This window comes from Streptomyces phaeofaciens (assembly GCF_014648915.1).
GTDB classification, from domain to species: domain Bacteria; phylum Actinomycetota; class Actinomycetes; order Streptomycetales; family Streptomycetaceae; genus Streptomyces; species Streptomyces phaeofaciens.
This window is the reverse complement of the sequence record NZ_BMSA01000008.1, coordinates 143,567-158,411: the sequence shown is the minus strand read 5'-3', so window position 1 is coordinate 158,411 and position 14,845 is coordinate 143,567. Positions and strand designations below refer to the sequence as shown.

Genomic DNA, 14,845 nt, shown 5'->3' with positions numbered 1-14,845 from the left:
GTGGGAGCGCTCCCATAGTGGAGACGGGGGTGAAGGCGGTCAAGGTGCTTGAAGAGTCGAAAAGATTCGACGTGCGTTGTTGAGGGAAAGTCAGCAACTCCCCTGTTCTTTGCCAGCACTTGGCGCTAGCTTCGAGACACCAGTGGGAGCGGTTCCATCAGTCGACGCGTCCGTCACGACGCGCTGAGCTGCAAGGAGTCGCTCATGCGACACCCCCCTCGTTCAGTACTTTTAGCCGTGGCCGGTCTGGTCGCCCTCGGGACGGGCGCGACCCTGCCGGTCATGACGGCGCACGGAGCCACGCCCGCCTGCACGGTGGACTACACCGTCACCGGCCGGTGGGACAACGGCTTCCAGGCTGCCGTGACGATCACCAACAACGCGGCCCCCGTGAGCGGCTGGAGCCTCGCCTTCGACTTCGGAGACGGCCAGAAGGTCACCCAGGGCTGGAGCGCCAAGTGGTCCCAGTCCGGTACCACCGTCACCGCGTCGAACGAGAGCTGGAACGGCTCCCTCGGCACCGGCGCGAGCGTCGCCGCGGGCTTCATCGCCTCGGCGTCGGGCGCGAACACCGCCCCGACGGCCTTCCGGCTCAACGGCACGACCTGCAACGTCGACACGCAGCCCACCCCCACGCCCACCCCGACCGCACCACCCACCACCGACCCGCCGGGCGGCGGTGACGAGCCGCCCGCGCTGGGCGTCTCGGGCAACCGGCTCGTGGACGCCGACGGACGCACCCGCCGTCTGCTCGGCGTGAACCGCTCCGGCGGCGAGTTCATGTGCGTCCAGGGGTACGGCATCTGGGACGGACCCGTCGACGACGCGGCCATCGCGGCGATCGCCGACTGGAACGCCAACACCGTGCGCATCCCGCTCAACGAGGAGTGCTGGCTGGGCCTGTCGAACATCAAGCCCGAGTACGCCGGCACCCACTACGTCGACGCCGTCAAGGAACTGGTCGCCCGCGTCGAGGCGCACGGCATGACCCCGGTCGTCGAACTGCACTGGACCTGGGGCCAGTACACCGGTAACTCGGCCGGCTGCTCGGACGTGCACGCCAGCTGCCAGAAGCCGATGCCGGACATGCAGTACACGCCGGCGTTCTGGAGCTCGGTGGCCGGCACCTTCAAGGACGACCCGGCCGTAGTGTTCGACCTGTTCAACGAGCCCTACCCGGACCGCGCCACCGCCACGACCGCCCAGGCGTGGCAGTGCTGGCGGGACGGCGGCACCTGCCCCGGCATCGGGTACGAGGTCGCCGGGATGCAGGATCTCGTCGACGCCGTCCGGGCCACCGGCGCGCGGAACGTGATCCTGGCCGGCGGACTCGCGTACTCCAACGACCTGACCCAGTGGCTCACCCACCGGCCCACCGACCCGGCCGGCCGGCTCGCCGCCGCCTGGCACGTCTACAACTTCAACTCCTGCGCGAACGAGAGCTGCTGGAACTCCACACTCGCCCCGGTCGCCGCCCAGGTGCCGCTCGTGGCGGGGGAGATCGGGGAGAACACCTGCGCGCACGGGTTCGTCGACCAGGTCATGCGCTGGTTCGACGACCGCGAACTGTCGTACCTGGGCTGGACCTGGAACACCTGGAACTGCTCCTCGGGTCCGGCCCTGATCTCCGGCTACGACGGCACACCCACCGCGTTCGGCATCGGGCTGCGCGACCATCTGCGCGCCCTCGACGGATAGGCGCCACCGCACGACCGGACGGACAACACCCGCGACGGACAAGGAAACCCGCACTCATGAGCCGTAGCAGAACAGCGATACTCGCCGCGCTGGCGCTGGTCGCCGGCGCCTCCGGGACCGCGCTGGCGGTGGTCCCCGGCGATCCGGGCATCGCCGCCATCCCGTGCACCGTCGACTACCAGGTGCAGAACCAGTGGAGCACCGGCTTCACCGCCAACGTCACCGTGACCAACAACTCGGCCGCGAAGACGAGCTGGTCGGTGAAGTGGGCGTACGCCGGAAACCAGAAGGTCACCAACGGCTGGAACGCGAAGATCAGCCAGTCCGGCACGGCCGTCACCGCCAACAACGAGACCTACAACGGGACGCTGGCGACCGGCGCTTCGGTCAGCTTCGGGTTCCAGGCCTCCTACAGCGGCACGAACGCGCTCCCGACGACCTTCACCCTCGACGGCGTCACCTGCAACGTCGACAGCGGCACCGGCGGACCCACCGACCCCGGCCCTACCGACCCGGGCACCCCCTCCACCAAGGTCGACAACCCGTACTCCGGCGCCAAGGTCTACGTGAACCCCGAGTGGTCCGCGAAGGCCGCCGCCGAACCGGGCGGCAGCCGGATCTCCGGCCAGCCCACCGGTGTCTGGCTGGACCGCATCGCCGCGATCGAGGGCGTGGGCAGCGGCATGGGCCTGCGCGACCACCTCGACGCCGCCCTCGCCCAGAAGGGCAGCGGCGAGGAAGTGGTCCAGCTGGTCGTCTACGACCTGCCCGGACGCGACTGCGCGGCCCTCGCCTCCAACGGCGAGCTCGGCCCGACGGAGATCGACAAGTACAAGACGCAGTTCATCGACCCGATCGCGGCGATCCTCGCCGACAGCAAGTACGCCGGGCTGCGGATCGTCACCACGATCGAGATCGACTCGCTGCCCAACCTGGTCACCAACACGGGCAGCCGGCCCACCGCCACCGCGGCCTGCGACACGATGAAGGCCAACGGCAACTACGTGAAGGGCGTCGGCTACGCGCTGGACAAGCTCGGCGCGATCCCCAACGTCTACAACTACATCGACGCCGGTCACCACGGCTGGCTCGGCTGGGACGACAACTTCGCCCCCTCCGCCCAGCTCTTCTACCAGGCCGCCACCGCCGAGGGCGCGACCGTCGACGACGTGCACGGCTTCATCACCAACACGGCGAACTACAGCGCCCTGAAGGAGAACAACTTCACCATCAACGACTCGGTGGCCGGCAAGTCGGTCCGTGAGTCGAAGTGGGTGGACTGGAACCGCTACGTCGACGAGCTGTCGTACGCCCAGGCCTTCCGCAGCCAGCTGGTCACGGCGGGCTTCCGGTCGACCATCGGCATGCTGATCGACACCTCCCGCAACGGCTGGGGCGGCACCGCCCGGCCGACCGCGCCGGGTGCCACGACCAGCGTCGACACCTATGTCGACGGCGGCCGCTACGACCGCCGGATCCACATCGGCAACTGGTGCAACCAGTCCGGAGCCGGCCTCGGCGAGCGCCCGCAGGCCGCCCCGGCCACCGGGATCGACGCGTACGTGTGGATGAAGCCGCCGGGTGAGTCGGACGGGTCCAGCACCGCCATCGCCAACGACGAGGGCAAGGGCTTCGACCGGATGTGCGACCCGACCTACACGGGCAACCCGCGCAACGGCAACAACCTGTCGGGTGCCCTGGCCAATGCCCCGCTGTCCGGGCACTGGTTCTCGGCGCAGTTCCAGCAGCTGATGCAGAACGCCTACCCGCCGCTGCCGTAGCGGGTGGTGCCGTCGGGGCCCGGTCCTCCCGGGCCGGGCCCCGGCGGTCCCCGCGCCTCTCGCCTGTTTTTGCTGCCGAAGGGGGAGATTTTTGCCGTCTCGGCAACAGCAGTGGCCTTCGGGCGGTGCGTCGGCGCACGCTGGCGGCACACCGAGCGAGAGGCTGAGCCCCATGGCGCACGACCCGCACCCGCACGCACCCGACGACGCCCCCGGCCACGGGCCCGGCCACGGACAAGGCTCCGGTCACGGTCACGGCCACGGACATGGCGCAGGTCATGGCTCCGGGCACGGTCATCACACCGACGTCGACTGGGCCGAGATGGCCCCGCACCTCGAAGCCCAGGCCGAACTGTTCACCCCCCTCTACGAGCGGGCCCTGGCCTGGCTCGCCAAGGAGGTCACCGAGCCGGGACTGATCGTCGACGCGGGCAGCGGGCCCGGTGTCGTCTCCTGTCTGTTCGCCGAGACGTTCCCCGGCGCCCGGGTGCTGGCCGTCGACTTCTCCGAGCCGCTGCTGGAGCGGGCCGGAGAGCGGGCCGCCCGGCTCGGCTACACCGACCGCTTCGGCACCCTCGCCGGTGAGCTGCCCGGCGTGCTCGCCGACTCGGACTACCCGGCCGACCTGCTGTGGGCCGGACGCAGCCTGCACCACCTGGGCGACCAGCGCGCGGCCCTCGCCGCCTTCGCGGAGCGGCTCGCCCCCAGCGGCACACTGGCGATCATGGAGGGCGGCCTGCCGTCCCGGTTCCTGCCGCGCGACCTCGGGATCGGCCGCCCCGGCCTCGAGGCCCGGCTGGACGCGCTGGAGGCCGAGTGGTTCGCACGGATGCGGGCCGACCTGCCGGGCTCCGTCGACGAGGTCGAGGACTGGCCGGCGCTGCTCGCCGCCGCCGGTCTGAAGCACGCCCGCACCCGCAGCTTCCTCCTCGACCTGCCCGCCCCCGCCTCCGACCGGGCCCGCGCCTATGTCGCCGATTCCCTGGCCCGGCTGCGGGACGGCTTCGGCGACGTCATGGACCCCGAGGACCGGGCCACCCTGGACCGGCTGCTCGACCCCGCCGACCCGGCGGGCGTGCACCGCAGGGCGGACCTCTTCGTCCTGACCGCCCAGACCGTCCACACGGCGGTGAAGTCCGTCTAGTTCAGGGGGACTTGACTTCGAGAGCGCTCCAACTGATGGACTGCCGCCGTCCACGCAACACCATGGGGGTACATCATGAGCAGCTCTCCGGTCGCACTGATCACCGGCGGCGGCAGCGGCATCGGCGCCGCCGTCGCGCGCCGGCTGCTGGCCGACGGGTACCGGGTCACCGTCACGGGCCGGGGGGAGGAGCGGCTGCGCGCCTTCGCCGCCGGGCTCGGCGACCCGGAGGGCCTGTTGACGCTGGCCGGCAGTACGGCCGAGTACGACGACGTGCGGCGGGCCGTGGAGGTCACGCTGAAGGAGTTCGGCCGGATCGACACCGTGGTCGCCAACGCCGGCACCGCCACCCACGACTCCGTCGCGGAGGGCGACCCGGCCGGCTGGACCGACATGGTGCTGACCAACGTCCTCGGTCCCGCGCTTCTCGTCCGGGCGTCCATCGACGCGCTCAAGGAGACGCGGGGCCGGATCGTGCTCGTCGGCAGTGTCGCGGGGTTCGTGCCCACGCCCGGCAACATCTACGGCGCCACCAAGTGGGCCGTGACCGGGCTCGCGGAGAACACCCGCCGCCAGGTCACCGAATGGGGTGTCGGGGTGACCCTGATCGCGCCCGGCCGGGTGGAGACCCCGTTCTGGGACAGCTACGGCAGCCTGCCGCCCGGCCGTCTGCTGACCGCCGACCAGATCGCCGACTCGGTCGTCTGGGCGATCGGCCAGCCGGAGGGCGTCGACATCAACACGGTCGTCGTACGGCCCGTGGGGCAGCCCAACTGACCGTACGGAAGAAGGGGGCGTGACCGTCGGTCACGCCCCCTTCCTGCTGCCCGTGCGGGTCAGCCGATGTCGAAGGCGGCCGGGTCCGGGCCGATCCGGCGGTCCTCGTTGAGGGCGCTGATCGCGGCCAGGTCCTCGGTGTCCAGGCTGAAGTCGAAGACGTCGATGTTCTCCTTGATCCGCGACGGCGTCACGGACTTCGGGATCACCACGTTGCCGAGCTGGAGGTGCCAGCGCAGTACGACCTGGGCCGGGGTGCGGTGGTGCTTCTGGGCGATGGCCACGATCGCCGGGACCTCCAGGAGGCCCTTGCCCTGGCCGAGCGGGGACCAGGCCTCGGTGGCGATGCCCTGCTCCGCGTGCAGCTCGCGCGAGGCGTGCTGCTGGAGGTGGGGGTGCAGCTCGATCTGGTTGACGGCGGGGACGACCGAGGTCTCCTCGATCAGCCGCTCGATGTGGCCGGGGAGGAAGTTGGAGACGCCGATGGCCCTGACCCGGCCGTCGGAGTACAGCTTCTCGAACGCCTTGTACGTGTCCACGTACGTCTCGCGGGCCGGGACCGGCCAGTGGATCAGGTACAGGTCGATGTAGTCCAGGCCCAGCTTCTGCAGGGAGGTGTCGAACGCGCGGAGGGTGGCGTCGTATCCCTGGTCGCTGTTCCAGAGCTTGGTGGTGACGAAGATGTCCTGGCGGGGCAGGCCGGAGCCGTTGACGGCCTTGCCGGTGCCCTCCTCGTTGCCGTAGATCGCCGCTGTGTCGATGCTGCGGTACCCGGCCTCCAGCGCGGTGGACACCGCCCGCTCCGCCTCGTCGTCCGGCACCTGCCAGACACCGAAGCCCAGCTGGGGCATCTCGACGCCGTTGTTGAGGATGATCGGGGGGACCTTGCTGCTCACGAGCTCTTGATCCTTCGGTTGTCCGTCAGAGTGGTACGCCTATCGTCAACGATCACACGCCGTGATGCATTCCTGACGCCGGAATTCGCACCCCAAGGCCTCACGTGCGGTACAAGGCGTCCACTTCGTCCGCGTAGGCGTTCTCGATGGCCTTGCGCTTGAGCTTCAGCGACGGGGTGAGCAGGCCGTGCTCCTCGGTGAAGGGCTGCGCGAGGATACGGAAGGTGCGGATGGACTCGGCCTGGGAGACCAGCGTGTTCGCGGCGACGACGGCCCGGCGCACCTCCGCCTCCAGGTCCGCGTCCCGCACCAGCTCGGCCGGGGGCAGCTGCGGTTTGCCGCGCATCTGGAGCCAGTGCTCCACGGCCTCCGGGTCGAGGGTGACCAGGGCGGCGACGAACGGCCGGTCGTTGCCGACCAGGATGCACTGGTTGACCAGCGGATGGTCCCGGACCCGTTCCTCCAGCAGCCCCGGCGAGACGCTCTTGCCGCCGGAGGTGACGAGGATCTCCTTCTTGCGGCCGGTGATGGTGAGGTAGCCGTCCTCGTCCAGGGTGCCCAGGTCGCCGGTGGCCAGCCAGCCGTCGTGCAGGGTCTCGTCGGTGGCCTTGGGGTTGTTCAGATAGCCCTGGAAGACGTTGTCGCCGCGCAGCCAGATCTCGCCGTCGTCCGCGATGTGCACGGTCAGGCCCGGGACGGGCTGTCCGACGGTGCCGTAGCGGGTGCGGCCGGGCGGGTTGGCGGTCGCGGCCGCCGTCGACTCGGTCAGGCCGTAGCCCTCGTAGATCTGCACGCCCGCGCCGGCGAAGAACAGGCCCAGCCGGCGGTCCATCGCCGAGCCGCCCGACATGGCGTGCCGGACCCGGCCGCCCATCGCCGCGCGCACCTTGGAGTACACGACCTTGTCGAAGAACTGGTGCTGCATCCGCAGCCCCGCCGACGGGCCGGGCCCGATGCCCCAGGCCTTCGCCTCCACGGCGTCCGCGTAGGCCACGGCCACCTCCACCGCCTTCTCGAAGGGCCCCGACCTGCCCTCCCGCTCCGCCTTGCGGCGGGCCGCGTTGAACACCTTCTCGAAGATGTACGGCACGGCCAGGAAGAACGTGGGCCGGAACGCGGCCAGGTCGGGCAGCAGGGCGGCCGCGTGCAGCTGGGGCTGATGGCCGAAGCGGACCCCGCCGCGGACCGCGGCGATCTGCACCATCCGCCCGAAGACATGTGCGAGCGGCAGGAACAGCAGGGTCGCCGCCTCGTCGCCCTTCCTGGAGTGGAACACCGGCTCCCAGCGTTCGATGACGGTGTCCGCCTCGAACATGAAGTTGCCGTGCGAGATCACACATCCCTTGGGGCGGCCCGTCGTGCCCGAGGTGTAGATGATCGTGGCGACCGAGTCGGGGGTCACGGCCTCCCGGTGCCGGTGCACCACCTCGTCCTCGATGGACGCGCCGGCGTCGTACAGCTCCTGCACACAGCCGGAGTCCAGCTGCCACAGCCGGCTCAGCCGGGGGAGGCGGTCGATGACGGTGGCGATCGTCATCGCGTGGTCCTCGTGCTCCACGATCGCGGCGGTGCACTCGGCGTCGTAGAGCATCCAGAAGCACTGCTCGGCCGAGGAGGTCGGGTAGACCGGCACCACCTGGGCGCCGATCGTCCACAGCGCGAAGTCGAAGAGGGTCCACTCGTAGCGGGTGCGGGACATGAGGGCGACCCGGTCGCCGAAGCGGACGCCCTGGGCGAGCAGACCCTTGGCGAGGGCCAGGACCTCGTCGCGGAACTCGGCCGAGGTCACGTCCCGCCACTCGCCGCGGTCGTCCTTGCGGCCGAGCGCCACGTGGTGCGGGTCCTCCTGGGCGCGGCGGAAGACGACATCGGCCAGACCGCCGACCGGCGGTGCCAACGCCAACGGAGGGTTGCTGAACTCGCGCAAACCCGCACCCCGCCTCTCATAGCCGCACAGCGCCGTGAAAGCTACCCCACCCTCGGGCGGGGCGGGAGGGGGTCGGAAGGCGAGCGCTGCTCTCGTTCGCGCTGGTCAGTGCCGGAAAATGGGGCCACATGGGGAAGGGTCGGACAAGAAGCTGACGGATGAGTAAGTTTCGGTGCCGTAATCTCCACCGAATCTGCCCGACCCGCTTACGGCCCGCCCGCCTCCCCGGAGGCACCGGCGGCGCCCGATCGGGCGCACCGGCACGCTCGCGGTCCGCGCCCCGTGCTCCGGCCGGCTACCGGTTCGTGCCGCGTGCTCCCGCCGGCTACCGGTCCGTGCCCCGCGCACCGGCCGGTCCGCGGCGGTGCAGGCGGTCGCCGCCCGCCAGGATCGCCGCGGCCAGCGCGTCCGCCGCGCCCTGGGCGGCGGCCTGCCGGCGGCCGTGCACCAGGACGAAGTCCACCTGGCCCAGCTCCGGCAGTCCCGCCCGCTCCGGTACCCGGACCAGGCCCGGCGGGACGAAACCCCGGGAGTGGGCCATCACGCCCAGCCCGGCGCGGGCCGCCGCGATCAGCCCGTTGAGGCTGCCGCTGGTGCACACGATCCGCCAGGCCCGCCCCTGCCGCTCCAGCGCCTCCAGAGCCAGCGCGCGGGTGATGCCGGGCGGCGGGAAGACGATGAGCGGGACCGGACGCTCGGGGTCCAGGCGCAGCCGTTCCGCGCCGATCCACACCAGCTCGTCGTGCCACACCAGCTCGCCGCGCGGGTCCTCGGGGCGGCGCTTGGCCAGCACCAGGTCCAGTTTCCCGGCGGCCAGCTGCTCGTGCAGGGTCCCGGACAGCTCCACCGTCAGCTCCAGGTCGACCTCGGGATGGTCGTACCGGAAGCCCTCCAGGATCTCCGGCAGCCGGGTGAGCACGAAGTCCTCGGACGCGCCGAAGCGCAGCCGGCCGCGCAGCCGGGTGCCGGTGAAGAACGCCGTCGCCTGCTCGTGCACCTCCAGGATCCGGCGGGCGAAACCGAGCATCGCCTCGCCGTCCTCGGTCAGTTCCACCGAGTGCGTGTCCCGGCTGAACAGGGTCCGTCCGGTGGCGTCCTCCAGCCGCCGTACGTGCTGGCTGACGGTGGACTGGCGCAGCCCGAGCCGCCGCGCGGCCTGGGTGAAGCTCAGCGTCTGGGCCACCGCGAGGAAGGTCCGCAGATGGGAGGGCTCGTACATGCCGGCCACCGTACCCCGGTCATCGCGATTCGTGATGACAGTCAGAACGGTATGCCGGATTCCCGATCACGGGGCCGAGGAGGACGATGGAGAGGGGCCCTCCGGCCCCGCCGCACACCTTCGCAACCGCACGTGGAGCACCGTGAAACGCCTGACATGGCCGAGTTGGATGCCGGTCGACCCCTACATCCTGCTGTTGCTCGGGACGGTCGGGCTCGCGGCGCTGTTCCCGGCCCGCGGCACCGGCGCCGAGGTGGCCTCCGGCGCCTCCACGGCCGCCATCGCCTTCCTCTTCTTCCTGTACGGCGCCCGGCTCTCCACCCGGGAGGCGCTGGACGGGCTGCGGCACTGGCGGCTCCACGTCACGGTCCTGGGCTGCACCTTCGTGGTCTTCCCGCTGCTGGGCCTGGCCGCCCGGGGACTGGTCCCCGTGTTCCTCACCCAGCCGCTCTACCAGGGGCTGCTCTTCCTCACCCTGGTCCCCTCGACCGTCCAGTCGTCGATCGCGTTCACCTCGATGGCCCGCGGCAACGTGCCCGCCGCGATCTGCGCGGGCTCCTTCTCCTCACTGGTCGGGATCGTCGCCACCCCGCTGCTGGCGGCCGCGCTGCTGGGCAGCGGCGGCGCCGGGTTCTCCGCCGACTCCGTGGTGGAGATCGTCCTCCAGCTGCTGGTGCCGTTCGTGGCGGGCCAGGTGGCGCGGCGCTGGATCGGGGGTTTCGTCGCCCGGCACAAGAAGGCGCTCGGGCTCGTCGACCGCGGCTCGATCCTCCTCGTCGTCTACACCGCGTTCAGCGAGGGCATGGTCCAGGGCATCTGGCATCAGGTGAGCCCGGTCCGGCTCGGCGGACTCCTGGCCGTCGAGGCCGTCCTGCTCGCCGTGATGCTCGCCCTGACCTGGTACGGCGGCAGGGCGCTGCGGTTCGGCCGGGAGGACCGGATCGCGATCCAGTTCGCGGGCTCCAAGAAGTCCCTGGCCGCCGGACTGCCCATGGCGAGCGTCCTGTTCGGTGCGCACGCCTCCCTCGCCGTGCTGCCACTGATGCTCTTCCACCAGATGCAGCTCATGGTGTGCGCGGTCATCGCCAAGCGGCGGGCCCGTGATCCGCTGGACCCGCCCCACGAGTCCGTCACCGAGCGGGCGCCGGCCGCGGCGGCCTGACCCGCCCCGCTGTCGGGCGCCGGACGCGAACCGTTCCCGGGCATGTTGATCCGGATTTCCGGTACGGAACGCCGAGGGCGGATAACGTTCCGTCATGACCGCACCCCTCGCTCTCGACCCCGCGCGCACCGCCCTCGTCCTCGTCGACCTGATGGACCGGATCGTCGCGCTGCCCCTGGCACCCCACAAGGGCACCGAAGTGCTGTCCGTCTCCGAGGAGTTGGCGGCCATCTTCCGTGCGGCCGGCGCTCTCGTCGTCCTGGTCCGCGTCGAACGCCCCGGGATCGCCGAGCAGCCGCCGGGCAGCGGACTGGTCGCGGGGCTGCTCAGGGACGGCGACGTGGAGATCGTCAAGCGGACGATCGGCGCGTTCCAGGGCACCGGTCTGGACGCCCGGCTGCGTGAACACGGCGTCACCGCCCTGGTGTTCGGCGGGATCGCCACCAACCTCGGCGTGGAGTCCACCGCTCGCGCGGCCGGTGACCTCGGCTACGACCTCGTCTTCGTGGAGGACGCGATGACCGCGTTCACCGAGGCCGAGCACGAGGCGTCGGTGCGGCTCGACTTCCCGCGGCTGGGGACCGTCGTACCGGCGGCGCGGCTGCGGCTCGTCTAGGGACGCCCTCCAGGGCTGAGGCGGGGCCCCGCGGCGCAGGGGGCGCTCCCCGCCGGCCGGGACCCCGCCGCCGTGTCGCGGGGGGACCGGGTCACCCGCGGGCGGCCGCGGTCCGCAGGGCGATGCGGTCCTCCCCCGCGTACACGTTCATGGAACCGCCCCGCAGGAAGCCCACCAGTGTCAGCCCCGTCTCGGCGGCCAGGTCCACCGCCAGTGAGGAGGGCGCCGAGACCGCCGCGAGCAGCGGGATGCCCGCCATCACGGCCTTCTGCGCCAGCTCGAAGGAGGCCCGGCCCGAGACCAGCAGGATCACCCGGGACAGCGGCAGGTCCCCGTTCTGCAGGGCCCGGCCGACCAGCTTGTCGACCGCGTTGTGCCGGCCCACGTCCTCGCGGACGTCCAGCAGCTCGCCCTCCTCGGTGAACAGGGCCGCCGCGTGCAGGCCCCCGGTCCGGTCGAACACCCGCTGGGCCGCGCGCAGCCGGTCGGGGAGGCTCGCGAGCAGCTCGGGCGAGACACGGACCGGGGGAGTGTCGGAGATCGGCCAGCGGGCCGTGGTGCGGACCGCGTCCAGGCTCGCCTTGCCGCACAGGCCGCAGGAGGAGGTCGTGTAGACGTTCCGTTCGAGGGTGATGTCGGGGATCGTGACACCGGGGGCGGTCCGTACGTCCACCACGTTGTAGGTGTTGGAGCCGTCCGTCATGGCGCCCGCGCAGTAGACGATGTTCTGGAGGTCGCTCCGCTCGGCGAGGACGCCCTCGCTGACCAGGAAGCCCGCGGCCAGCGCGAAGTCGTCACCGGGCGTGCGCATGGTGATGGCGAGTGGCTTGCCGTTGAGCCGGATCTCCATTGGCTCCTCCGCGACCAGGGTGTCCGGCCGGGTGGAGACCACCCCGTCGCGGATGCGGAGCACCTTGCGTCGTTCGGTGACACGTCCCATGTGATCAGCCCCGGTTCTGTACGTGCTGGTAGCCGAAGCGGCCCTTGATGCAGAGGTTGCCGTGGGTCACCGGGTTGTCGTGCGGAGAGGTGACCTTCACGATCTCATTGTCCTGCACGTGCAGGGTCAGGTTGCAGCCCACTCCGCAGTACGCGCACACCGTGGTCGTCCGGGTCTGCGAGGTTTCGTCCCAGTTTCCGGCCTCACGCCGGTCGAACTCCGACTTGAACGACAGCGCCCCCGTCGGGCACACCTCGATGCAGTTCCCGCAGTACACGCACGCCGAGTCGGTGAGCGGCGCGTCGTGCTCCACGGCGATCCTGGCGTCGAAACCGCGGCCGGTCACGGAGATCGCGAAGGAGTTCTGCCACTGGTCACCGCAGGCGTCGACGCACTTGTAGCAGAGGATGCACTTGTCGTAGTCGCGGACGTAGAGGTCGTTGTCGATCTTCGGTTCCTCGTTCAGCCGGGCCGCGTCCGGGCCGAAACGGTCCGGCTTCGCCTCGTACTCCTTGAGCCATTCCGCGACCAAAGGTGTCGTGGACAGGTCGACCGAGGAGGCGAGCAGCTCCAGGACGATCTTGCGGCTGTGCCGGGCGCGCTCGGTGTCCGTGCGTACCACCATGCCCGGCTCGGCCCTGCGGGAGCAGGCGGGCACCAGGGTGCGCGCGCCCTCCACCTCGACCACGCACACCCGGCAGGCGTTCTTGGGCCGCAGGGTGTCGCCCTCGCAGAGCGTCGGGATGTCCTTCCCCGCCGCCCGGCAGGCGTCCAGGATCGTCGAGCCCTCCGGGACCCGGGCCTCCTCGCCGTCGATGGTGAACTCCAGCAGCCGGCGCGGGATCCCCAGCGGTGTCACGGTCATTCGTACGCCCCCAGACGGTCGATGGCGGATTCCACGGCGTTCCACGCGGTCTGCCCCAGACCGCAGATCGAGGCGTCCCGCATCGCGCGGCCGACCTCCCTGAGCAGCGCGATGTCGTCGGCGGCGGCCGCACCCGTGCGGTCCGCGATCCGGTGCAGAGCCTCCTCCTGCCGCACGGTCCCGACCCGGCAGGGCACGCACTGCCCGCAGGACTCGTCGCGGAAGAACTCGGCGATCCGCAGCAGCAGCCGGGGCAGCGGGACCGTGTCGTCGAAGGCCATGACGACGCCCGAGCCGAGGGTGGTGCCCGCCTCCCGGGTGCCCTCGAAGGTGAGCGGCAGATCCCGCTCGTCGGGCCGTACGAAACCGCCGGCCGCCCCGCCGAGCAGCACCGCCCGCAGCCCCGGGCGCACCCCGGCCAGCTCCAGCAGTTCGCCCAGCGTCGCGCCGAACGGCAGCTCGTAGATGCCGGGGCGCGCCACGCTCCCCGAGACACAGAACAGCTTCGGGCCCGTGGACCTCTCCGTGCCGATCGCCGCGTACGCCGGCGCGCCCATGGTCAGGATCGGCAGGACGTTGACCAGGGTCTCCACGTTGTTCTCGACCGTCGGCCTGCCGAACAGACCCTTCTCCACCGGGAACGGCGGCTTCGAGCGGGGCTCGCCCCGGTAGCCCTCGATGGAGTTGAACAGGGCGGTCTCCTCGCCGCAGATGTAGGCGCCCGCACCCCGCCGGATCTCGATGTCGAACGCGTACCCCTGGCCGAGGACGTCGTCGCCGAGCAGCCCGCGGGCCCGCGCCTGCTCGACCGCGTGCCGCATCCGGCGCAGCGCCCGGGGGTACTCGCCGCGCAGGTAGAGGTAGCCCCGGTGCGCGCCGGTCGCGTACGCCGCGATCGTCATCGCCTCCACCAGCGCGTACGGGTCGCCCTCCATGAGCACCCGGTCCTTGAAGGTGCCCGGCTCCGATTCGTCCGCGTTGCACACCAGGTAGTGGGGGTGGTCCGGCTGGGCGGCCGTGGCCTGCCATTTGCGGCCGGTGGGGAAGGCGGCGCCGCCCCGGCCGACCAGCCCGGAGTCGGTGACCTCGCGGATCACCCCGGCCGGGCCGAGCGCGAAGGCCCGGCGCAGGGCGGTGTAGCCGCCCTGCGCCCGGTAGTCGTCGAGCGACGACGGATCGACCACCCCCACCCGCTTCAGGAGGACGAGGCCCTCCTGCCCCGCCTGGGGCACCGCCCGCGCCACCGGCGGCTCCTCGGGCGCCGAGTCCGGCGCGCTCGCGGCGAGGACGGCGGACTCGGCCGTCGCCGGAGCCGCGACCGCCGTCCGCACCGGGTCCCCGGCCCTGACCGCGAGCGCGGCCGGGGCGCGTTCGCACAGGCCCAGGCAGGGGCTGCGTTCGACCGTCACCCCGCTGCCGGGGCCCAGCCGGGACCCGGCAGCGGCACACAGTCCGTCCGCCCCGGCCGCGGAGCAGGCCAGGTCCGTGCACACCTGGAGGACGGTCGCCGGGCGCGGCCGTACGGAGAACATCGCGTAGAAGGTGGCGACGCCGTAGGCCTCCGCCGGCGGCACGGTCAGCCGCCGGCACAGATAGTCGAGCGCGCCTTCGCTGATCCAGCCCACCCGGTCGTTGATCGCGTGCAGCCCCGGCAGCAGCAGGTCGCGGCGGTCCCGGGCGGCGCGCCCGCCACGGGCCCACCTCAGGTCGGCGTCGGAGCGGTCCGCGCCCTCCCAGGAGGACTCGGGCGGGCCCAGCAGGGCGTCCACGGCCGCCCGTTCGTCATCCGTCGGTTTGCTGTCACCGAAGCGCAGGTCCAC

12 protein-coding genes are annotated in these 14,845 nt (G+C 71.6%); 6 read left to right on the top strand and 6 right to left on the bottom strand.

What is annotated here, in order from left to right:
* The first annotated feature begins 204 nt into the window (after nt 1-204).
* The 4 genes from IE275_RS16285 to IE275_RS16270 all read left to right on the top strand — a co-directional run bounded on the left by IE275_RS16285 (nt 205) and on the right by IE275_RS16270 (nt 5,400).
* Nucleotides 205-1,698: a cellulase family glycosylhydrolase gene (locus tag IE275_RS16285; protein WP_189712008.1), complete on the top strand. Its 1,494-nt coding sequence runs from the start codon at nt 205-207 to the stop codon at nt 1,696-1,698.
* A gap of 56 nt (nt 1,699-1,754) precedes the next feature.
* Nucleotides 1,755-3,479 (top strand): glycoside hydrolase family 6 protein, encoded by a 1,725-nt coding sequence (locus tag IE275_RS16280; protein WP_189712007.1) that lies wholly within the window; start codon nt 1,755-1,757, stop codon nt 3,477-3,479.
* 172 nt (nt 3,480-3,651) lie between these two features.
* Nucleotides 3,652-4,623 carry a class I SAM-dependent methyltransferase gene (locus IE275_RS16275; RefSeq protein ID WP_189712006.1) on the top strand — a complete coding sequence of 324 codons (972 nt, stop codon included), beginning with the start codon at nt 3,652-3,654 and terminating at the stop codon, nt 4,621-4,623.
* Between the two features lie 75 nt (nt 4,624-4,698).
* Nucleotides 4,699-5,400: an SDR family oxidoreductase gene (locus IE275_RS16270; protein WP_189712005.1), complete on the top strand. Its 702-nt coding sequence runs from the start codon at nt 4,699-4,701 to the stop codon at nt 5,398-5,400.
* A 59-nt stretch (nt 5,401-5,459) separates the two neighbouring features.
* Here IE275_RS16270 and IE275_RS16265 read toward each other — a convergent pair whose 3' ends face one another.
* The 3 genes from IE275_RS16265 to IE275_RS16255 all read right to left on the bottom strand — a co-directional run bounded on the left by IE275_RS16265 (nt 5,460) and on the right by IE275_RS16255 (nt 9,442).
* Nucleotides 5,460-6,296, bottom strand: a complete 837-nt coding sequence (locus tag IE275_RS16265; RefSeq protein WP_189712004.1) for an aldo/keto reductase — start codon at nt 6,294-6,296, stop codon at nt 5,460-5,462.
* A 100-nt stretch (nt 6,297-6,396) separates the two neighbouring features.
* Nucleotides 6,397-8,223 carry an AMP-dependent synthetase/ligase gene (locus IE275_RS16260; protein WP_189712003.1) on the bottom strand — a complete coding sequence of 609 codons (1,827 nt, stop codon included), beginning with the start codon at nt 8,221-8,223 and terminating at the stop codon, nt 6,397-6,399.
* A 325-nt stretch (nt 8,224-8,548) separates the two neighbouring features.
* Nucleotides 8,549-9,442, bottom strand: coding sequence for a LysR substrate-binding domain-containing protein (locus IE275_RS16255; protein WP_189712002.1), 894 nt, complete (start codon nt 9,440-9,442; stop codon nt 8,549-8,551).
* A gap of 169 nt (nt 9,443-9,611) precedes the next feature.
* On the opposite strand from IE275_RS16255, the gene IE275_RS16250 reads away from it, so the two are divergent.
* Both IE275_RS16250 and IE275_RS16245 read left to right on the top strand, forming a co-directional pair.
* A complete protein-coding gene (locus tag IE275_RS16250; RefSeq protein WP_189712111.1) occupies nt 9,612-10,604 on the top strand; it encodes a bile acid:sodium symporter family protein in 993 nt (330 codons plus the stop codon).
* 94 nt (nt 10,605-10,698) lie between these two features.
* Nucleotides 10,699-11,220 (top strand): isochorismatase family protein, encoded by a 522-nt coding sequence (locus IE275_RS16245; protein WP_189712001.1) that lies wholly within the window; start codon nt 10,699-10,701, stop codon nt 11,218-11,220.
* A 91-nt stretch (nt 11,221-11,311) separates the two neighbouring features.
* Here the strand turns inward: IE275_RS16245 and fdhD are convergent, their stop codons facing one another.
* Genes fdhD through IE275_RS16230 form a run of 3 tightly spaced genes read right to left on the bottom strand, consistent with a single transcriptional unit; the run spans nt 11,312 to nt 14,845 of the window.
* On the bottom strand, nt 11,312-12,160 hold the full coding sequence (gene fdhD / locus IE275_RS16240) for a formate dehydrogenase accessory sulfurtransferase FdhD (protein WP_189712000.1): 849 nt from the start codon (nt 12,158-12,160) through the stop codon (nt 11,312-11,314).
* Between the two features lie 4 nt (nt 12,161-12,164).
* Nucleotides 12,165-13,025, bottom strand: coding sequence for a 2Fe-2S iron-sulfur cluster-binding protein (locus tag IE275_RS16235; RefSeq protein WP_189711999.1), 861 nt, complete (start codon nt 13,023-13,025; stop codon nt 12,165-12,167).
* Nucleotides 13,022-14,845, bottom strand: coding sequence for an NAD(P)H-dependent oxidoreductase subunit E (locus IE275_RS16230; protein ID WP_189711998.1), 1,824 nt, complete (start codon nt 14,843-14,845; stop codon nt 13,022-13,024). Before IE275_RS16230 ends, IE275_RS16235 begins: the two co-directional genes overlap by 4 nt.